This is a genomic window from Salmonella sp. SAL-020 (genome assembly GCF_017372215.1).
Lineage (GTDB): Bacteria > Pseudomonadota > Gammaproteobacteria > Enterobacterales > Enterobacteriaceae > Salmonella > Salmonella enterica.
Genome location: NZ_CP071690.1, coordinates 1,539,311 through 1,561,510, shown reverse-complemented (window position 1 = coordinate 1,561,510; position 22,200 = coordinate 1,539,311). Strand labels below are relative to the sequence as shown.

The following is a 22,200-nucleotide window of genomic DNA, read 5'->3' as shown; positions in this document are numbered from 1 at the left end:
GCCCACAAAAACCCGTAATCTTGCGTTTTAATTCTTATCGCTCACCAGGAACGTTTTGAACTGCGGCGACATCCAGGTTTTAAAGCCTTCACCTTCTTTCATGATCATAAAGACCGCCAGCCCTTCCCGCCGCACGACCTCTTGCGCCTTTTGCGTACCGAGCACCATCAGGCCGGTGTCCCAGCCGTCCGCTTCCAGCGCCGTTGGCGCGATGACCGTAACCGATACCAGATTGTGTTCAATGGGGCGCCCCGTTTGTGGATCGATAACGTGCGATACGCGCTTGCCATCCAGCTCGTAATAGTTACGGTAGCTGCCGGAGGTGCTGATGCCATGCCCGTTGATATCCACAATCGCCTGCACCGCGTTTTCCCGGTCGGTCGGCTTCTGAATCGCGACGCGCCACGGCTGCCCCTGCGCATTCATCCCGCGACTGCTTAATGCGCCGCCCACCGAGACCAGATAACGCGCAATGCCCTCCTGCTCCATCAGTCGCGCCAGATGATCCGCCGCATAGCCCTCCCCGACCGTGGAGAGATCAACATAAAGATCCGGCAGATCTTTTTGCAAAAACTGATGTCCAGCCCTGTCGATAACCTGCAAATGTTGCAGGCCTGTTTTCGCTTTTGCCGCATCGATTTGTGCTGGTGTTGGGATATGCAGCGGCTGCCGATCCGGCCCAAACCCCCACAGATTGACCAGCGGGCCCACGGTGATATCCATCGCGCCATCCGTCTTCGCGCCAATACGTAGCGCCGAGGTCACGATATCCGCCATGGCTTCGCTGACCGGCCAGGGCGCAAGGCTGCGTGAATGGTTAAAACGCATTAGCGCGGAGTCATTTTTATAGGTAGAAAGCAACCAATCATCAGCATCAAGCTGAGTCTGGATTTTAGTCTGTAACTCTGCGGCGCGTTTCGCATCGATGCCAACCACGCTCACCCGCCAGAGGGTCCCCATCGTTTTACCTTCCAGCACCTGAGCGGCAGGTGACGCTGTTGTCGTTTCGGGAGCCTCATCGCAGCCCATAAGTAAAAAAGCCGCCGCCAGACACACGGCCCGGCAAAAAGTCATTTTCATCGCTGTTTATCCTCATTCGAATGGACGCAAGCGTATATCAAAACGTCGTATTTGTACGCCGGAATAAGGCATGAAAAAAGGGCCCGCAGGCCCTTTAGCAACATCTTTTGCTGATTAGAACTGGTAAACCAGACCCAGCGCTACGATGTCGTCGGTGTTGATGCCCGCATCGCGGGTAAAGTCGTTTTTATCCAGCAGGTTGATTTTGTAATCAACATAGGTGGACATGTTTTTGTTGAAGTAGTAAGTCGCGCCGACATCAACATATTTTACGATGTCCTGGTCGCCATAGCTGGCGCCGTAGCCGTTGCTGATGTCCTTACCTTTAGACTGCAGGTAAGCCACAGACGGACGCAGACCAAAGTCGAACTGGTACTGAGCAACCACTTCAAAGTTCTGCGCTTTGTTGGCAAAACCGTAAGAGGTGGACTTATTGTTGCCGTTAGAGGTACCAAAACGGGTTGCGTTATAGGTCTGAGAATACTGCGCTGCCAGATAGATGTTGTTCGCATCGTATTTCAGGCCGCCGGTGTAGACCGTAGCGCGATCGCCGTTACCATACAGGTGTTCGTCAGCGGTGTTGTTCTGATCGGCAGTACGTTTAGACGTGGTGATAGCGCCACCGACAGAGAAGCCTTCGCCGATTGCATAAGTCAGCGATCCGCCGTAACCGTCACCGTTCTGGTTCAGCAGGCTGCGACCGTTGGTGTTTTCACCGCTCACGCTGCCATTTTTGCCCTGATACTGCAACGCGAAGTCCAGGCCATCCACCAGGCCGAAGAAGTCGGTGTTACGGTAAGTGGCATAGCCGTTACCACGCTGCTGCATAAAGTTGTCAGCGCCGTAGGTGTCGCCGCCGAACTCCGGCAGAACATCGGTCCAGGAGGTCACATCATAGGTTACGCCGTAGTTACGACCATAATCGAAGGAACCTGCGTCAGCGAATTTCAGACCCGCAAACGCCACACGCGTCCAGGAGTCGTTGCTGCCTTCAGTCTGGTTGCCCTGAATCTGATATTCCCACTGGCCATAACCGGTCAGCTGATCGTTAACCTGCGTTTCGCCTTTGAAGCCGATACGCATGTAGGTCTGGTCGCCGTCGCTGCCTTTGTCGTCAGAGAAGTAGTGCAGGCCATCAACTTTACCAAACAGGTCTAATTTGTTGCCGTCTTTATTATAAATTTCAGCCGCATTCGCTGCGCCCGCCACCAGCAGAGCTGGTACCAGGAGGGACAGTACTTTAACTTTCATGTTATTAACCCTCTGTTATATGCCTTTATTGCTTTTTTATGCCACTGCTTACTGGTTAACCCTCATTAACCAGTCGGCAAGTCCATTCTCCGCAAAAATACAGAATAATCCAACACGAATATGATACTAAAACTTTTAAGATGTTACAGTTATCTACATAGATGTTTCAAAATATGAATTTTACGGAACTTTTTTAAAGCAAAAATCAAGTAAAAATAAGCACAAATAGACAAAATATATTCACGAGACTTTTAAAATCAATGGGTTAAATTGATGAAATTCATAGCACTGAATGATAAAACAGAATCTTCATTCGCAACTAAAATAGTGACCGCTATCATCATTAACTTTATTTATTACCGTCATTCACTTCTGAATGTCTGTTTACCCCTATTTCAACCGGATGCTTCGCATTCGGTTTTTTTACGTTTTTTCAGACACACCCGGCAGATTTATGCTACTGCCTAAAACTATCACGGTTATTCACTACCCTCCCCTGCTCGACCGTTCGTAAGACATTAGCAAATAATTTCTTGATATTTAGTGCTAAACATTTATAAGTAGTCTTTATATTTGTACCGTTCTGCGAAGGTTGTACGCTTTTCCCGTCCCGCCGACGGAGCGCGTGTTAAGTTGCCCGGCATGACGTAAGAGTCTGGAAATTCATTCATTACCCTTTATACTGCCCTTCACCTTCAGCGTTGCTTTTACAGGTCGTAAACATAAATGAGTCAGTCTGACACAACGGTCTCTACCCGATTCTCCCTTCTACCGGGAAGCATTACCCGTTTCTTCTTATTGCTGATCATTGTGCTGCTGGTAACGATGGGCGTTATGGTACAGAGCGCCGTCAACGCCTGGTTGAAAGACAAAAGCTATCAAATTGTCGATATCACTCACGCTATTCATAAACGCGTGGACACCTGGCGGTATGTTACCTGGCAAATTTATGACAACATCGCCGCCACCACTACGCCATCGACAGGTGAAGGACTTCAGGAAACGCGTCTGAAACAGGATGTGTATTATCTTGAAAAGCCGCGACGTAAAACTGAAGCGCTGATTTTCGGTTCCCATGACAGCGCCACGCTGGAAATGACGCAGCGTATGTCAACCTATCTGGATACGCTGTGGGGCGCGGAAAACGTGCCGTGGTCAATGTATTATCTCAACGGACAGGATAACAGCCTGATTCTTATCTCTACCCTACCGTTGAAAGATCTCTCTTCCGGCTTTAAAGAGTCCACTATTGGCAATATCGTCGATTCCCGCCGGGCAGAGATGTTGCAGCAGGCGAATGCGCTGGATGAGCGCGAAAGTTTCTCCTCATTGCGAAAACTGGCCTGGCAAAACGGTCACTATTTTACGCTGCGCACGACCTTCAATCAGCCAGGACATCTGGCGACCGTGGTGGCGTTTGATCTGCCCATTAATGATTTAATCCCGCCGGGAATGCCGCTGGACAGTTTTCGGATAGAGCCTGACGCAACCCAGGCGACGGGGCGAAGCAGTGAAAAGGAAGCGCCAGATAGCGTCACGATTAGCTTTAACGGTTCAAAAATTGAGATCTCCTCAGCGCTTAACTCTACCGGAATGCGCCTGATCTGGCAGGTACCGTTCGGTACGCTTTTGCTTGATACGTTGCAAAATATTCTGCTGCCTTTACTGCTGAACATCGGGCTGCTGGCGTTGGCGTTATTTGGCTACGCCACGTTCCGTCATCAGCCGGGACGGTCGACGGAATCGACATCCGGCAACGCGGCGAATAACGAGCTTCGCGTCTTACGCGCCATTAATGAAGAGATCGTTTCTCTGCTGCCGCTGGGTCTGCTGGTCTACGATCAGGAAGGCAACCGCACCGTGATCAGCAATAAAATCGCCGATCATCTGTTGCCGCATCTTAACCTGCAAAATATTACCAGCATGGCGGAACAGCATCAGGGCGTGATTCAGGCGACAATTAATAACGAACTGTATGAGATCCGTCTGTTTCGCAGCCAGATCGCTCCCCGCACGCAGATCTTTATTATTCGCGATCAGGACCGGGAAGTGCTGGTGAATAAGAAGCTTAAACAGGCGCAGCGTTTGTATGAGAAGAATCAGCAGGGTCGCGCCGCCTTTATGCAAAATATCAGCAACACGCTTAAAGAGCCCGTACGCCAACTGGCGGTTAACGCCGCGGCAGTCACCACGCCGGAAAGCCTGAAACTGGCGGATCAGGCGGATGTATTGGTACGTATGATCGATGAAATCCAACTGGCGAATATGCTGGAAAATGACGCATGGAAGAGCGAAGCCACGCTGTTCTCCCTGCAGGATCTTATTGACGAAGTCGTGCCGGAAGTGCTGCCCGCCATTAAGCGTAAAGGGCTGCAACTGCTGATTAATAACCATCTTAGCGGCAACGATGAACGCTGGGGCGATCGCGACGCCCTGCGTCGGATTTTGCTGCTGTTGATTCAGTATGCCGTCACAACGACCGCTATGGGTAAAATTACGCTTGAAGTCGAGCAGGATGAATCTATCGCGGAGCGTCTGACTTTCCGTATTCTGGATACGGGCGAAGGCGTAACGTTAAACGAGATTGATAATCTGCATTTCCCGTATATGAATGAAACGCAGGGCGATCGTTACGGCAAAGCGAATCCGCTCACCTTCTGGCTGTGCAATCAACTGGCGCGCAAACTGGGCGGTCATCTCAACATTAAAGCGCGAGAAACGCTGGGCACGCGCTATACCGTTCATGTCAAAATGCTTCCTCACGATCAGCATACTCAGGTCGAAGAGCGCCTGCTGGACGACGTGAGCGTGATGGTCGATGTGACGTCCAACGAGGTTCGCGCGATTGTGCTGCGTCAGTTAGAAAACTGGGGCGCCACCTGCATCACGCCGGATGAAAGGCAGATAAGTCAAGAATATGATCTCTTTTTAACGGATAATCCGTCTAATCTTACTGCCTCGGGCTTGCTTTTAAGCGATGATGAGTCAGGCGTGCGGAAAATTGGCCCGGGTCAGTTGCGCGTCAACTTTAATATGAGCAATGCTATGCAGGAAGCTGTACTACAACTTATCGAAGAGCAGCTGGCGCAGGAAGAGATTCCCGCCTCCCCGCTCGGCGGAGATGAAAATGCCGAGCTTCATGCCAGCGGCTATTATGCGCTATTTGTAGACACAGTACCGGATGATGTTAAGAGGTTGTATACTGAGGCGGCAACCAGCGATTTCGCTGCGCTGGCCCAAACGGCCCACCGCCTGAAAGGGGTGTTTGCCATGCTTAATCTGGTACCCGGCAAGCAGTTATGTGAAACGCTGGAACATCTGATTCGTGAGAAAGATGCTCCAGGTATAGAAAAATATATCAGCGACATTGACGCCTACGTCAAAAGCTTGCTGTAGCAAGGTAGCCCAATACATGAACAATATGAACGTAATTATTGCCGATGACCACCCGATTGTACTGTTCGGTATTCGCAAATCACTTGAACAAATCGAGTGGGTGAATGTTGTCGGCGAATTTGAAGATTCCACAGCATTGATCAACAACCTGCCGAAATTAGATGCGCATGTGTTGATCACTGACCTCTCCATGCCGGGAGATAAATACGGCGATGGGATCACCTTGATCAAGTACATCAAGCGTCATTTTCCGAGCCTGTCTATTATCGTTCTGACCATGAACAACAATCCGGCGATCCTGAGCGCCGTGTTGGATCTTGATATTGAAGGGATCGTACTCAAGCAGGGTGCGCCAACCGATCTGCCTAAGGCGCTGGCCGCGCTGCAAAAAGGCAAAAAATTCACCCCGGAAAGCGTTTCTCGTCTGCTGGAGAAAATCAGCGCAGGCGGTTACGGCGATAAGCGCCTGTCGCCAAAAGAGAGCGAAGTATTACGCCTGTTCGCCGAGGGTTTCCTGGTCACCGAAATCGCCAAGAAGCTCAACCGCAGCATTAAGACCATCAGCAGCCAGAAGAAATCGGCGATGATGAAACTGGGCGTAGAGAATGATATCGCGCTGCTCAACTATCTCTCTTCCGTCACCCTGAGTCCGACAGACAAAGAATAAATCACTTTTACGTTACCCAGCCTGATGGCGCTACGCTTATCAGGCCTACCAGTCGACTCATCTTTTGCAGGCCGGACAGGCGACGCCGCCATCCGGCATTTTTTATGCCCGCGTTTTACGTACCCGCTCGGCATACACCGCCAGCGTCTGTTTCAACACATCCAGCGTCACAGGCTTCGACAAACAACTGTCCATACCGGACTCCAGGCAACGTTGTTTCTCTTCCGCCAGCGCGTTCGCCGTCACGCCGACGACCGGCAGCGTCAGCCCAAGCTGACGGATACGCTGCGTCAGGCGATAGCCGTCCATGTTCGGCATGTTCACATCGCTCAGAACAATATCGATAGCATTTTTACTCAGCACATTCAGAGCGTCCACGCCATCATTGGCTGTCTTACACTGATACCCCAGCGATCCCAGTTGATCGGCCAGCAAGCGGCGATTGATCGGATGATCGTCAACGACCAGAATCATCATGTCGTCATTTGAATCTGCGGTTTTATCCGTCGTCGGCAATGCGCTGGAAAGCGCTTCACTATCCAGCTCAATACTATAGATACGCGCCAACAGCGCGGGCAACTCATGCACCGACGCCACACTATGCACCCACTCGCCCGGCGCTCTTTCCAACGGAATCCCGATATGACGGCGGCAAAAGACGACCGCAGCCCTCCCCTGCCAGGTATGCTCCAGCGCGTCATCGACAATCAAAATATCGTCCGCGGCGGGTTCTTGCCCTTCATAACGCTGCGTATGAACGCCGCTACGCGCCAGACTGGTCTCAATAAACTGGCACAAAGAAGTATTGCGCACCGCCAGCCAACAGCAGGTTCCGGCGAGTCCTTCCACGCTCTTTTTCACAGGGTATTGCGCGCCATAAAGCGGGATGCGCAGCGTAAACTGGCTCCCCATGCCCGGCTCCGAATCGACGGAAATATCGCCGTCCATCATGCTGATCAATTTTTCGCAAATCGCCAGCCCCAGACCGGTCCCCTGAAAGTTACGCTGTACGCCGGTTCCCACCTGGAAGAAGGGATCGAACAGGCGAACCACCTCTTTTGCCGGAATACCGACGCCGGTATCCCGCACGCGAATGCTGAGATAATCCCCATCACAGCGCACATGCAGCACGATGCAGCCAATATCGGTAAACTTAATGGCGTTGCTCAACAGGTTTGAAATAACCTGCTGTAAACGCATCGGGTCACCGTTCAGCGATACCGGCACGTCAGGCTCAATAAAACAATACAGGCCGAGCTGCTTACGCACCACCAGCGGCAGATAATTGGCGGTGATATGGTTCATCACCTCTCGCGGTGAAAATTCGCGCGGCTCAATCTTTAGCTGTTCCGACTCAATTTTCGAGAAGTCGAGAATGTCGCTGATAATTTTCAGCAACAGACTGGAGGAGTTATTCATCGCCGTGACCAGCCGATCCACGCCTTTTGGCAGCTCTTTGGTTTGCAGCAGATCGAGATTGCCAATGATACCGTACAGCGGTGTGCGCAATTCATGGCTGACCGTCGCAAGGAACATGGATTTAGACTGGCTTGCCTGCTCCGCCGCCTGCGCCATCTCTTGCAGCGACTCTTCCATTTTGACGCGCGTACTCACATCTACCAACACGCAAATCGCGACGTTTTCATTGCGATAGCGGGAATGGACGAAGCTAATTTGCAAATTGGTATTATTGCTGGTCAATACATCAACGAAGTTAACCTGCTGGCCGCAAATGATTTGCGTCAGGCGCTGTCTATCTTCATGCGTGAGCATGTTCAGGTAGGTGTGCGCCAGTTCGTTACTCAGAATATTGACACCATCAATAGTGCGCAAAATACAGATCCCCACCGGCGCGGAGGCGACGATTTTACGGTTGAACTGTTCATGCTCTTCCAGACGCTGGGCATCGCTCTCCGCCGGAATGAAAATTCGCCGCTCATACATCCGCGCAAGCGTAAACAGCCCTGCGCCCACCAGCACGTTCAGCAGGATAGCGTTCAGGATAAGAATACGAATACGCTCCAGGACTAAATCTACAGGCACAGAATAGACAATACTGAGCGAGGATGGCGGCAGGCTTTTTTTGAGTACCAGTTCGCGAAAACCTGGCGTATAACCAAACCAGGAGCGCTCCTGCATCCAGCGCGGCTCCGCTTTAATATTGCCGTCAGGACCGGTCAACGAAATCAGCGAATGGCCGTTCTCATCAATAATAGTGACGCCCATCGGCAAACTGCCGGGCGTGAAAAAATTTTCCATACGGATGGACTGCTCGACGCCCAGCAGCGCCTGCAGACGGTTGGCCAGATACACCGGCGTCAGCGCATAAAAGTAGCCCACGCCCTGACGCGCGCCCTGGCTTATCCAGAAAAGGTTATTCCCACTTTCTTCCTGCGGCGCGTTGCGGTATTTCATAATCCGCTCATGTAACGCTTTTAACGCATCATCGCGCTCCACGGGCATTTCACGCAGGCCGAAATTCGCCATACAGAGGTTATCGCTGCCAATCAGGAAAACGCGGTTAAGATCATACGCCGCTGAAAAGTTGTCGCGCCAGTAACGCATAAACCAGGCCAGCGACTCCAGCGATCCGCGCCAGGCGGAGCCCATCGCCGCACAGTCTGAGTCGGCAAATAGCGGTTCAAAGTCCGGCACCACCATTTTGTCATCACGCGCACGCGACGACATGACGCCGTTTTCCGCCGTTAAACGGTTCTCGGCGATATATTTGAGCTCTTTCATCACATCCGACGTGCGCTGGATAAAACGCTGCGCCTGATCGGAGCTAAGGTTGAACTCCTGACGAATTTCAGATTCCCGCTGGTGCAGGGCATTGACGATGTAAAACACCGAAACAAAGGCGATTAAGAGCCAAATGAGTAACGCTAACGCTCTGAATAAGTAGCGCGAGACTTTCAGCGTAGTTCGAAAGGAAGCAAGGTATTTCAAAGGGGCGAAGCTCCGCCTCAGGATGTAAATAGAGTGTGACTAAGGTAGCGGTAAATGACGTAGCCCGCAACGGCAAAGAAAAAGGGCCGGATATCCGGCCCTCGCACAGCAATAACATTACTCGTCAGCGTCATCCGCAACGTCGTCATCGCTTTCCGCTTCCGGGGCGATATCCTCATCCCCTTCCGCCACGCTGCCGTCGATAGCGTCGAGTTCTTCGTCATCTACCGGTTCAGCAACGCGTTGCAGACCCACCACGTTTTCATCTTCCGCCGTGCGGATAAGGATAACGCCCTGGGTATTACGTCCCACGACGCTGATCTCGGACACTCGGGTACGCACCAGAGTACCGGCATCCGTGATCATCATGATCTGGTCGCAATCGTCTACCTGTACCGCACCGACAACGGAACCGTTGCGCTCGGTCACTTTGATAGAGATAACGCCCTGCGTCGCACGAGACTTGGTCGGGTACTCGTCCGCTGCGGTACGCTTCCCGTAGCCGTTTTGCGTTACGGTCAGAATAGCGCCTTCGCCGCGTGGGATGATCAGAGAGACGACTTTATCGTCTCCCGCCAGCTTAATACCGCGCACACCGGTCGCGGTACGCCCCATCGCACGGACGGCGTCTTCTTTGAAGCGCACCACTTTACCCGCGGCCGAGAACAGCATGACTTCGTCAGAACCAGAAGTCAGGTCAACGCCAATCAGCTCGTCGCCGTCGTTGAGGTTCACCGCGATAATACCGGCGGAACGCGGACGGCTGAATTCGGTCAGCGCCGTTTTCTTCACGGTACCGCTGGCGGTCGCCATAAAGACGTTGACGCCTTCTTCGTATTCACGAACCGGCAGAATCGCGGTGATACGTTCGTTGGCTTCCAGCGGCAGCAGGTTAACGATCGGACGACCGCGCGCGCCGCGGCTGGCTTCCGGCAACTGATAGACCTTCATCCAGTACAGACGGCCCCGGCTGGAGAAGCAGAGGATGGTGTCATGGGTGTTGGCCACCAGCAGGCGGTCGATAAAGTCTTCTTCTTTAATACGCGCGGCAGATTTACCTTTCCCACCACGACGTTGCGCTTCGTAATCCGTCAGCGGTTGATATTTGACGTAACCCTGGTGAGACAGCGTCACGACAACATCTTCCTGGCTAATCAGATCTTCGATATTAATATCGGCGCTGTTGGCGGTGATTTCGGTACGACGCTCATCGCCGAACTGATCGCGAATTAACTCCATCTCTTCGCGGATCACTTCCATCAGGCGATCGGCGCTGCCCAGAATGTGCAGCAGTTCAGCAATCTGCTCCAGCAACTCTTTGTATTCGTCGAGCAGTTTTTCATGCTCCAGGCCGGTCAGTTTCTGCAAACGCAGATCCAGAATCGCCTGCGCCTGCTGCTCAGTCAGGTAATACTGACCGTCACGCACGCCAAATTCTGGCTCCAGCCATTCCGGACGCGCAGCGTCATCACCAGCGCGCTCCAGCATCGCAGCAACGTTGCCCAGATCCCACGGACGCGAAATCAGCGCCGCTTTTGCTTCTGCCGGCGTTGGCGCGCGGCGAATCAGTTCGATAATCGGGTCGATGTTAGCCAGCGCAATCGCCAGAGCTTCAAGGATATGCGCGCGGTCACGGGCTTTACGCAGTTCAAAAATAGTACGACGCGTCACCACTTCACGGCGGTGGCGCACGAACGCTGAAATGATGTCTTTCAGGTTCATGATCTTCGGCTGGCCGTGATGCAGCGCCACCATGTTAATACCGAAGGAAACCTGTAGCTGGGTCTGGGAGTAGAGATTATTAAGCACCACCTCGCCCACCGCATCGCGTTTCACTTCAATCACGATGCGCATCCCGTCTTTGTCGGATTCGTCACGCAGCGCGCTGATGCCTTCCACGCGTTTATCTTTCACCAGCTCGGCGATTTTCTCGATCAGGCGCGCTTTGTTCACCTGATAGGGAATTTCATGGACGATGATGGTTTCACGGCCCGTTTTCGCGTCAGCTTCAACTTCCGCGCGGGCGCGAATGTACACTTTGCCACGACCGGTACGGTAGGCTTCTTCGATACCACGACGACCGTTGATGATCGCGGCGGTCGGGAAGTCCGGCCCCGGAATATGTTCCATCAGCCCTTCAATGCTGATGTCTTCGTTGTCGATATACGCCAGGCAGCCGTTAATCACTTCCGTCAGGTTGTGCGGCGGGATATTCGTCGCCATACCTACTGCGATACCGGAAGAACCGTTCACCAGCAGATTCGGAATTTTGGTCGGCATGACGTCCGGAATTTTTTCCGTACCGTCATAGTTATCCACGAAATCCACCGTCTCTTTTTCGAGATCGGCCATCAGTTCGTGGGCGATTTTCGCCAGACGGATCTCCGTATAACGCATTGCCGCCGCGGAGTCGCCGTCAATAGAACCGAAGTTACCCTGACCATCCACCAGCATGTAACGCAGCGAGAATGGCTGCGCCATACGAACGATGGTGTAATACACTGCGGAATCGCCGTGGGGATGGTATTTACCGATTACGTCACCAACGACACGGGCAGATTTTTTATAGGCTTTGTTCCAGTCATTGCCCAATACGTTCATGGCGTAAAGTACGCGACGGTGTACCGGCTTCAGGCCATCTCGGACATCCGGCAGCGCACGGCCAACAATGACCGACATCGCATAATCCAGATAGGAGCTTTTCAGCTCTTCCTCAATGTTGACCGGTGTAATTTCTCTCGCAAGGTCGCTCATCTAACCGCTATCCCTCTACTGTATCCCGGATTCAAAGGTCGCAAATTATAACACATTCGCCCACGTACTGGTAAACGGAATGCAGCCAGACAATGCTTTATTCGGGTGCCGCATGCTCTCTTCATTTATAAGCGTGGTCTCGGCGTTTATCGGCGATCGGTTTCAGAGGCGACACAGGGGAGATCGGGGTCTGGCCAGGAAGAGGCTGGAAAATCAATACCTCCCGCGTATACCCGTCATACTTCAAGTTTCATGTGCGTTGGCGGCAAGTTACTCGGCCCATCCCTGGGCCTCGCCCCGTCGGGGTTAGCGCAAGCGCTGTTCAAGACGGTTAACCATTTTATCCTGCAACTCGAATTATTTAGGGGATATGCCGGGAGGCATAAACCATAATCAGTATCACCAGATGCTATTTAATCACATAGGCCAGGTATTCTTTCACTACCTCATCGTTTAATTCCTGACCCAATCCGGGCTGTTCCGGCGCGACATAATAGCCATTTTCCGGTTGATAATCGTGGGTACAAAGTTCCCGAATAGATGCTTTCATCGCATTGGTATGATGCTCATGAATAATAAAGTTGGGAATTGCTGTTTCCATATGCAGCGCGGCTACCGTGGAAACAGGACCGCCGCAAACATGCACCTGTACAGTGGTGTCATAAATATTAGCATAGTCACAGATTTTCTTTCCTTCGGTAATTCCGCCGCAGAGACACAAATCAGGTTGCGCTACGGCAATAGACTGCTTCTCCAGTAATTCCCTGTATCCCCATCTTGTGTAGGAACGCTCGCCAGTGGCGATTGGAATCGTTGTTGAACGGGAAACTTTCTGCATATTATCAGAATTTAATGGATGAATCGGTTCTTCATAAAGAAAGATACGATACTTTTCTATCGCCTTCGCAAATTGAATAGCTGAGTTTGTACCGAGAAGAGAATGGATTTCCACGATAATATCAGCATCATCCCCCATTGCTTCACGCATAGCGGCAATTCGCGCTTCCCCCATTTTTAATTGATCGGCCAGTAACAATCCTGAATAGTTACGATTTTTATTCTGAAAAACACAGTCATCGCCATTACGATCGATTTCGAGTGGATCCACTTTAATCGCATCATATCCATCGTCAAGAGCCGCACGCGCCGCCTCAGCATATTCCTCAGGTGTCACTAATATCTGGCGTTTATCCCCCCAACCAAATTGTAACTGACTAGCATAGGTTCTTAATTTTTCATTAGTTTTCCCGCCAAGGAGCTGATAAACAGGTACACCTAAATATTTACCTTTGATATCCCAAAGAGCAATATCAATAGCGCTCATTCCGGCATAAAAAACGTTTCCGCCCCCCATCCCCCAAAAAGTCTTTCTGAAAAAGAACTCCCAAATTTTTTCGATATTTAATGGATCTTCACCCACAACCAATGGCGCCAGATCTCTGATGATCCCTACGCCAGCTTTAGCGCCTGCGCCATAGGCCAGTCCTACTTCGCCAATACCACTTAATCCTGAGTCGGTATTCACCCGGATAAGTACTGGATTATAGGATGACATCGTTTGATCTCTTTTTTTTAATTCACAGTCAAAAACTTCAATAGATGTAATTTTCATAATTTCTCCATTTATCAGGTTCGTGATACAACATTTGTTTGTTGGCTTTTTTCTTTTTTCACATCAATTTTCATTAACGCCAAAACGGCTACCGCAGCGAAGCAAAGTATTGCCTCTACAATAAATATTCCTGTCGCACCATAATGAGTAGAAACAAATCCCAGTGACTTATTAATCAGGAATCCGCCAAGACTTGAACATGAGTTAATAAACGCAATGCTGATAGCCAACCCTGACGGCGACAATAATGCAGAAGGCAGCGCCCAGTAAGGTCCGTAATAGCTGAGGATCCCAACACCATAGAACGTTAGCCCCAGCATTCTCAGCGACATTGAGGGGACAAGAGCAATCATCAGAAAACCACAGCCTGCCAGAAACATGGGTAATGCAGCATGCCATTTTCGTTCATTCTTTTTATCGGAATGCCAGCCCCACCAGGGCATGCTGAACATAGCGAAAATAAACGGAATACTCATGATTAAACCAACGTCAGTATCCGTAAAATCAGCTGAAAATCCCTTCACCAACCCCGGCAACCAGTAGTTTGCCGCCAGAGCAGCCGCCTGAATCAACATGTAGGCGAAAGAAAGCTGAAGCAAAACTGGATTTTTGATTACGGAAAGAAAGGATGAGTTGGTATTTTTATTTAATGCAGCTGCGGTTTCATTGTCAGTACGTAATTTATTAACTAAGGCCGATATCTGCTGTGGCGTAAGCCATTTAGCCTTTTCTGGACTGTCAGGCAGTAAATAAAATGTCAGGATGCCAAGGAATACGGTAGGGATACCTTCAATAGCAAAAAGCCAGCGCCAGCCTTCATAATCCGGGGTATTCAAATGCTCGATGATCCAACCAGACATCGGTGCAGCCAATACCGATGCAACAGCAATAGATAACATGAAGAAACTATTGACTTTTCCGCGTTCACGAGCCGGGAACCAACATGCAAGATAATAAACCATGCCCGGGAAAAAGCCAGCTTCAAATACCCCCAAAAAAATGCGAGCCAGCAAAATATGTTGAGTATCTTTAGCAAAAAAAATCAGCCCTGTTACCGCTCCCCAGCCGATAATAATGGAACTAATCCATTTTCTTGCGCCAAGCTTTTGCAAGCCAATGCTACTCGGAATTTGAAAGATTAAATATGATATGAAGAATACAGAAGAAATATTAGCGAAATCCTCAGGCGTAATACCGAGAGATTCATTCATGCGTAATGCAGCAAACCCAATATTGACACGATCCATATAGTTAAAAAAGTAAAGAATAAAGGCCAAAGGAATGATTTTCCTTTTTACAATACGAATTGCATCGTATAAATTTTCTTGTGGACTACTCATTTTGCATCACCTTTTATGATTCAATGAATAAGGGTATTGACCGGAATTGATGTTACGTAAAAAACAATACAATTCAAAAGCTAATGTGTCATATCTGATATATCAGCAAGCAAACTTAATGAAATATACAATAACAACAATAAAGTATGTAAATTTTCTTATATCTGATATATTAGATCCGTTAATTTTGAATAAATTAATTACAATGGAGCCGGGTTTAACCATGGAGGAGAAGAAAATGAAAAATAGATTAAAGCGTGACTTTAGTCACATATCAATTGAAATACCCAAATCCATCACCCAGGTGATTAAAGAGAAAATAAGGGAGATGATTATCCATGGCGATTTCGATCTTGGGCAAGCGATCAGTGAAAATGAACTATCAAATATTCTGATGGTAAGTAAAACACCAATTCGTGAAGCTTTTATTTGGCTGAGCTATAATGAAAACTTAGTCAACATCATTCCCCGCAGTGGGACATTTGTTTTTTCTGTCACCGACGAGGATATCAATGATCTCATCAAAATGAGGGTTATCCTTGAACAGGGCGCAATTCGTGAAGCGATGGAGAAAAATGCTAACAATGTCATAGTCGAATTAAGCAATATTTTATCGAAGTCAGCAAAAATTAATGCAGAGCGCGATACGCAAGCTTACCTCAAACTGGATCATGATTTTCATTATGTTTTTGTGAAATATGCCGATAATAAATACATTTCACAAGCACACCTGTTGATCTCAGCACGTTTATTGGCAATTCGCTACAGACTGGATTTTACCACTGAATATATCACCAGCTCTAACCGTGGACATGCCACTATTTTGGATATGTTAAAAAACAACAACGTCGAGGGCGTCTGTAATTTTATCACGCACCACATCGGTAGCGGTTTTACAGAACGCGCAAGAAAACTTCTTGCGCTGAAAGCGTAATAAAGACGGCAGTAGATATAACGCAGCGACTTTGCACCTGCTATACTGCCCCGATAGATCAATAGCGGAATCTCATGTACTCATGAACACTGAAAAACCGTCGGTAGCTCACAACGTTGACCATAATGAAATCGCCAAATTCGAAGCCGTCGCGTCGCGCTGGTGGGATCTGGAGGGCGAATTCAAGCCATTGCATCGTATCAACCCCCTACGCCTTGGCTACATTACTGAGCGCTCAGGCGGCCTGTTTGGTAAAAAGGTGCTCGACGTCGGCTGTGGCGGCGGTATTCTGGCGGAGAGCATGGCGCGCGAAGGCGCAACCGTCACCGGGCTGGATATGGGCTTTGAGCCTTTGCAGGTCGCCAAACTGCATGCGCTGGAAAGCGGCATCGAGGTAGAGTACATGCAGGAGACGGTTGAGGAACATGCGGCAAAACACGCCCAGCAATACGACGTCGTCACCTGTATGGAAATGCTGGAGCACGTTCCCGATCCGCAATCGGTCGTCCACGCCTGCGCCCAACTGGTTAAACCCGGCGGCGAGGTGTTCTTCTCAACGTTGAACCGCAATGGGAAATCCTGGCTGATGGCGGTCGTCGGCGCTGAGTATATTCTGCGCATGGTGCCAAAAGGCACGCACGACGTGAAGAAATTCATTAAGCCTGCTGAACTGTTAAGCTGGGTAGATGAAACCGTCCTGAAAGAGCAACATATCACCGGGCTGCACTACAACCCGATAACCAATACTTTCAAACTCGGTCCCGGAGTAGACGTTAACTACATGTTGCATACCCGCGCTAAAAAAGCCTGACATCAAAGAATTTTCCTATAAGGGTTGCGTTAGATCATCGGGCGCAACCTTTCTCTTCGATGAAGAAATCAGCATTCGATCAAATTTTGATTTTTTTTTATGAATTGTTGACATCCTCTCCAGGCCTTATCAGACGCGCATTTAGCGATTCTTACTCTTTTACAACCGCAATTTAACGCCAAAATCAACTCTTGTACTCAAAAGAATCCCTACTAGAATACTCACCATATAGCGTTTCACTTATCGATTACCCCCTATATATAGTATTTATCCACAGAGTTAGTCACAACGTGGCGTTGTGGATAAGCGGGGGGATATTTTTCTTTCACGGACAGGTAAACAGGTAGAAAACCACATGAATCAGAGTCTGCTGGTGACAAAGCGTGACGGCCGTACTGAGCGCATCAATCTCGACAAAATTCATCGCGTGCTTGATTGGGCGGCAGAAGGACTGAATAACGTATCGGTTTCTCAGGTCGAGCTACGCTCGCATATTCAGTTTTATGATGGGATTAAGACCTCCGATATCCATGAAACTATCATTAAGGCCGCCGCAGACCTGATCTCTCGCGATGCGCCGGATTATCAATACCTGGCTGCGCGTCTGGCGATTTTCCACCTGCGTAAGAAAGCCTTCGGCCAGTTTGAGCCGCCCGCACTTTACCACCATGTGGTAAAAATGGTTGAGCTTGGCAAATACGACAATCATCTGCTGGAAGACTACACGGAAGAAGAGTTCAAGCAGATGGATTCGTTTATCGTTCACGATCGCGATATGACCTTCTCCTACGCTGCCGTTAAGCAGCTGGAAGGGAAATATCTGGTGCAAAACCGCGTGACCGGCGAAATCTATGAAAGCGCACAGTTCCTCTACATTCTGGTAGCGGCCTGCCTGTTCTCGAACTACCCGCGTGAAACGCGTCTTGACTATGTAAAACGTTTTTACGATGCGGTCTCTACGTTCAAAATCTCGCTGCCGACGCCCATCATGTCCGGTGTGCGTACCCCAACCCGTCAGTTCAGCTCCTGCGTACTGATCGAGTGTGGCGACAGTCTGGATTCCATCAACGCCACCTCCAGCGCTATCGTGAAATACGTTTCTCAGCGCGCCGGTATCGGCATCAACGCGGGACGCATTCGTGCGCTGGGCAGCCCGATTCGCGGCGGCGAAGCGTTCCACACCGGCTGTATTCCGTTCTACAAGCACTTCCAGACGGCGGTGAAATCCTGTTCGCAGGGCGGCGTGCGCGGCGGCGCGGCAACCCTCTTCTACCCGATGTGGCATCTGGAAGTGGAAAGCCTGCTGGTGCTGAAAAACAACCGCGGCGTGGAAGGCAACCGCGTACGTCACATGGACTACGGCGTACAGATCAACAAACTGATGTATACCCGCCTGCTGAAGGGCGGCGACATTACGCTGTTCAGTCCGTCGGATGTACCCGGGCTATACGATGCGTTCTTCGCCGACCAGGACGAATTCGAACGCCTGTACGTGAAATATGAACACGACGACAGCATCCGCAAACAGCGTGTGAAAGCGGTCGAACTGTTCTCGCTGATGATGCAGGAACGCGCCTCTACCGGTCGTATCTATATCCAGAACGTTGACCACTGCAATACTCACAGTCCGTTCGATCCGGTTGTCGCCCCGGTACGCCAGTCTAACCTGTGTCTGGAGATTGCCCTGCCAACCAAACCGCTGAACGATGTCAACGATGAAAACGGCGAAATTGCGTTGTGTACGCTGTCTGCATTCAACCTGGGCGCCATTAAAACTCTGGACGAGCTGGAAGAACTGGCTATTCTGGCAGTACGCGCTTTGGATGCTCTGCTCGATTATCAGGATTACCCGATTCCGGCTGCCAAACGCGGCGCAATGGGCCGTCGTACGCTGGGCATTGGCGTGATTAACTTCGCCTACTGGCTGGCGAAAAACGGTAAGCGTTATTCCGACGGCAGCGCCAATAATCTGACGCATAAAACCTTCGAAGCCATTCAGTACTATCTGCTTAAAGCGTCCAACGAACTGGCGAAAGAGCAAGGCGCCTGCCCATGGTTCAACGAAACCACCTATGCAAAAGGCATTTTGCCGATCGACACCTACAAAAAAGATCTGGATGCGATCGTCAACGAACCGCTGCACTACGACTGGCAACAGCTGCGTGAGTCGATCAAAACCCACGGTCTGCGTAACTCCACGCTATCGGCGCTAATGCCGTCGGAAACGTCGTCCCAGATCTCCAACGCCACCAACGGCATTGAGCCGCCGCGCGGCTACGTCAGCATCAAGGCCTCGAAAGACGGTATTTTGCGTCAGGTCGTGCCGGATTATGAGCATCTGAAAGACGCTTACGAACTGTTGTGGGAGATGCCGAACAACGACGGTTATCTGCAACTGGTGGGTATCATGCAGAAGTTTATCGATCAGTCGATTTCCGCCAATACCAACTACGATCCGTCACGTTTCCCGTCAGGAAAAGTGCCGATGCAGCAACTGCTGAAAGATTTGCTCACCGCGTATAAGTTTGGCGTGAAAACTCTGTACTATCAAAATACCCGCGACGGCGCGGAAGATGCGCAGGACGATTTGGCGCCTTCTATTCAGGACGATGGCTGCGAAAGCGGCGCTTGTAAGATCTGATGAATAGTGCCGGGTAGCGCTATGCTTACCCGGCCTACGATTGTACGGTTTGTAGGCCGGATAAGGCGCTTGCGCCGCCATCCGGCGCTCATCCCATAAAGGATTCACTTCAATGGCATACACCACTTTTTCACAGACGAAAAACGATCAGCTCAAGGAACCCATGTTCTTTGGCCAGCCGGTCAACGTTGCACGCTATGACCAGCAGAAATATGACATCTTCGAAAAACTGATCGAAAAACAGCTCTCTTTCTTCTGGCGTCCGGAAGAGGTCGACGTCTCCCGCGATCGTATCGATTATCAGGCGTTGCCGGAGCACGAAAAACATATCTTCATCAGCAACCTCAAATACCAGACGCTGCTGGATTCCATTCAGGGACGTAGCCCGAACGTCGCCCTGCTGCCGCTCATTTCCATCCCGGAGCTGGAGACGTGGGTAGAGACCTGGGCGTTTTCTGAGACGATTCACTCACGATCCTACACCCACATTATTCGTAACATCGTCAACGATCCGGCGGTCGTGTTTGACGATATCGTGACCAATGAGCAAATTCAGAAGCGCGCCGAAGGTATCTCCGCCTACTACGACGAACTTATTGAGATGACCAGTTACTGGCACCTGCTCGGTGAAGGCACCCATACCGTTAATGGCAAAACGGTTGTCGTGAATCTGCGTGAGCTGAAGAAAAAACTGTATCTGTGCCTGATGAGCGTGAACGCGCTGGAAGCCATCCGCTTCTACGTCAGCTTCGCCTGCTCTTTCGCATTTGCCGAGCGTGAACTGATGGAAGGCAACGCCAAAATTATCCGTCTGATCGCCCGTGACGAAGCTCTGCATCTGACCGGCACGCAACATATGCTGAACCTGTTGCGTAGCGGCGTGGACGACCCGGAGATGGCGGAAATCGCCGAAGAGTGTAAACAGGAATGTTATGACCTGTTCGTGCAGGCGGCGCAGCAGGAAAAAGAGTGGGCGGACTATCTGTTCCGCGACGGTTCGATGATCGGCCTGAATAAAGATATCCTGTGTCAATACGTTGAATATATTACTAATATTCGTATGCAGGCGGTAGGGCTGGATCTGCCGTTCCAGACCCGCTCCAACCCAATCCCGTGGATCAATACCTGGCTGGTGTCCGATAACGTTCAGGTTGCGCCACAGGAAGTGGAAGTTAGTTCTTATCTGGTCGGACAAATCGATTCGGAAGTCGATACCGACGATCTGAGTAATTTCCAGCTCTGATGGGACGCGTCACGCTGCGTATCACTGGCACACAGCTGCTGTGCCAGGATGAACACCCTTCTCTGCTGGCCGCGCTGGAATCGCATAACGTTGAGGTGGAGTATCAGTGCCGCGAAGGTTATTGCGGCTCCTGCCGTACCCGACTGGTTGCCGGTCAGGTTGACTGGATTACGGAACCTTTAGCGTTTATCCAGCCAGGAGAGATTTTGCCCTGCTGCTGCAGGGCAAAAGGCGATATCGAAATCGAGATGTAACTCAGTGCAACTCGCTGGTGGAAACCAAAGGCATCACGCCACGTTTTTTCATCTGCACGGCATACAGTGCGCCAGCGAGTACCACCAGCACCGCGCCAGCGACATAAATCATACGATAGCCAACCGACTCAACCATCATTCCCATGATAAAGGCGCCAATCGCCATTCCGGCATCCATCGCGTTAAAGAACAGTGAATTCGCCACGCCGATTTTATGCGGTTCAACCGAGCTGATAATTTGCGTCTGGAAAACCGGCGTGACCGAACCGTAGCCGATACCGATGAGACCGCCGGAAATAATCATCATGATGCTGCCATTGGTGTAGCCCAGCGCCACCAGACCGATGGTAAAAGCCAACAGGCATGGGAAAACAACATATTTCGGCCCTTTTTTATCACAAATATTCCCGGTGAAGGTACGGCATATCATCAGGAAAATCGCGTAGCACAGCAGGAAATTACTGGCCGCCGCCATTAAATCCAGCTCACGCGCATACAGCGCCAGGAAAGCCGATACGCCGGCATAGGAGAAAGTCATAAAAAAGGTGACCAGCGCAAAAGGCAAGGCGGCGCGGTCAAACATCGCGGCAAAACCCAGATTCGGTTTCGAACCATCGGCATGACGAATTACCGGAGGGACCGTCACAATCAGGGAAAGTACAATCCCTAACGCCGCTACAGCGGAACAAAGCCAGAATGCGGCAGTGAACGCGTTCCAGCGGGCCATATTCAAACCGATCCACGGTCCTACGACCATCGCAAGGCCCATCGCTAAAGAGAAAAAGCTGATGCCCTCTCCACGTCGGGAGGCCGGAATTAACCGCGCTGAAATAGTTCCTTTTACCGTGGTAATAACACCAAACGTAATCCCATGAAGTACGCGGATAAAGAGCAGCGACTCGATAGAATGGCAAACCGGATACAGCGCGGTAATCACCAAAAAAGCCAGAGAAGAGAGCACCAGAATCTTTTTATTCGAATATTTTCCCACCCATTGTCCGGCAAATGGCCGAATAACAATTGCCGCGGCCAGGAAACATGTCACTAACAGCCCGGCCTTATCTGCAGAAGCATGCAGGCGGTCAGCGATATAAATGGGTAATAAAGTTAGCAGTACATAAAAAACAAAAAAGATAATAAAACTGACTATGGTGATTGCCCAAAAATCCTTCGTCCATAATTTTTCTTTCATTCTTAACGACCCGCTCAGATGGCGCACGCAGGCAACGCTCAGCTCAACTGAACACCGATCAGGTGCGTCAAAATGT

14 protein-coding genes are annotated in these 22,200 nt (G+C 50.5%); 7 read left to right on the top strand and 7 right to left on the bottom strand.

Features of this window, described 5'->3' with window-relative positions; all coding sequences use genetic code 11:
• Positions 1-27: 27 nt before the first annotated feature.
• Complete coding sequence (gene apbE, locus J1G48_RS07330) at positions 28-1,080, bottom strand: FAD:protein FMN transferase ApbE (RefSeq protein ID WP_000784307.1); 1,053 nt, start codon at positions 1,078-1,080, stop codon at positions 28-30.
• A 114-nt stretch (positions 1,081-1,194) separates the two neighbouring features.
• Entirely contained in the window at positions 1,195-2,331 is a 1,137-nt protein-coding gene (locus J1G48_RS07325) for a porin OmpC (protein WP_000865521.1), read from the bottom strand.
• 726 nt (positions 2,332-3,057) lie between these two features.
• Between J1G48_RS07325 and rcsD the strand changes: the two genes are divergently transcribed.
• Entirely contained in the window at positions 3,058-5,727 is a 2,670-nt protein-coding gene (rcsD, locus tag J1G48_RS07320; RefSeq protein WP_000083201.1) for a phosphotransferase RcsD, read from the top strand.
• Positions 5,728-5,743: 16 nt separating this feature from the next.
• Positions 5,744-6,394, top strand: coding sequence for a response regulator transcription factor RcsB (rcsB, locus tag J1G48_RS07315; RefSeq protein WP_001061919.1), 651 nt, complete (start codon positions 5,744-5,746; stop codon positions 6,392-6,394).
• Between the two features lie 102 nt (positions 6,395-6,496).
• Here the strand turns inward: rcsB and rcsC are convergent, their stop codons facing one another.
• From rcsC to J1G48_RS07295, 4 genes are all read right to left on the bottom strand, one after another.
• Entirely contained in the window at positions 6,497-9,343 is a 2,847-nt protein-coding gene (gene rcsC, locus J1G48_RS07310) for a two-component system sensor histidine kinase RcsC (RefSeq protein WP_000876084.1), read from the bottom strand.
• Between the two features lie 117 nt (positions 9,344-9,460).
• A complete protein-coding gene (gene gyrA, locus J1G48_RS07305) occupies positions 9,461-12,097 on the bottom strand; it encodes a DNA topoisomerase (ATP-hydrolyzing) subunit A (protein WP_001680274.1) in 2,637 nt (878 codons plus the stop codon).
• Positions 12,098-12,506: 409 nt separating this feature from the next.
• On the bottom strand, positions 12,507-13,709 hold the full coding sequence (locus J1G48_RS07300) for a mandelate racemase/muconate lactonizing enzyme family protein (RefSeq protein WP_000705590.1): 1,203 nt from the start codon (positions 13,707-13,709) through the stop codon (positions 12,507-12,509).
• 14 nt (positions 13,710-13,723) lie between these two features.
• Positions 13,724-15,049, bottom strand: a complete 1,326-nt coding sequence (locus J1G48_RS07295; protein ID WP_000098086.1) for an MFS transporter — start codon at positions 15,047-15,049, stop codon at positions 13,724-13,726.
• Positions 15,050-15,098: 49 nt separating this feature from the next.
• On the opposite strand from J1G48_RS07295, the gene J1G48_RS07290 reads away from it, so the two are divergent.
• From J1G48_RS07290 to yfaE, 5 genes are all read left to right on the top strand, one after another.
• Positions 15,099-15,983 carry a GntR family transcriptional regulator gene (locus tag J1G48_RS07290; RefSeq protein ID WP_000944715.1) on the top strand — a complete coding sequence of 295 codons (885 nt, stop codon included), beginning with the start codon at positions 15,099-15,101 and terminating at the stop codon, positions 15,981-15,983.
• An 82-nt stretch (positions 15,984-16,065) separates the two neighbouring features.
• Positions 16,066-16,794, top strand: a complete 729-nt coding sequence (ubiG, locus tag J1G48_RS07285; RefSeq protein ID WP_001091008.1) for a bifunctional 2-polyprenyl-6-hydroxyphenol methylase/3-demethylubiquinol 3-O-methyltransferase UbiG — start codon at positions 16,066-16,068, stop codon at positions 16,792-16,794.
• A gap of 355 nt (positions 16,795-17,149) precedes the next feature.
• On the top strand, positions 17,150-19,435 hold the full coding sequence (gene nrdA, locus J1G48_RS07280; RefSeq protein WP_001076489.1) for a class 1a ribonucleoside-diphosphate reductase subunit alpha: 2,286 nt from the start codon (positions 17,150-17,152) through the stop codon (positions 19,433-19,435).
• Positions 19,436-19,547: 112 nt separating this feature from the next.
• A complete protein-coding gene (gene nrdB / locus J1G48_RS07275; protein ID WP_000332026.1) occupies positions 19,548-20,678 on the top strand; it encodes a class Ia ribonucleoside-diphosphate reductase subunit beta in 1,131 nt (376 codons plus the stop codon).
• A complete protein-coding gene (yfaE, locus tag J1G48_RS07270; RefSeq protein WP_000533921.1) occupies positions 20,678-20,932 on the top strand; it encodes a ferredoxin-like diferric-tyrosyl radical cofactor maintenance protein YfaE in 255 nt (84 codons plus the stop codon). Before nrdB ends, yfaE begins: the two co-directional genes overlap by 1 nt.
• A 1-nt stretch (position 20,933) precedes the next feature.
• On the opposite strand, the gene J1G48_RS07265 is transcribed toward yfaE, so the two are convergent.
• Positions 20,934-22,124 (bottom strand): MFS transporter, encoded by a 1,191-nt coding sequence (locus J1G48_RS07265; RefSeq protein ID WP_000660247.1) that lies wholly within the window; start codon positions 22,122-22,124, stop codon positions 20,934-20,936.
• Positions 22,125-22,200 lie beyond the last annotated feature (76 nt).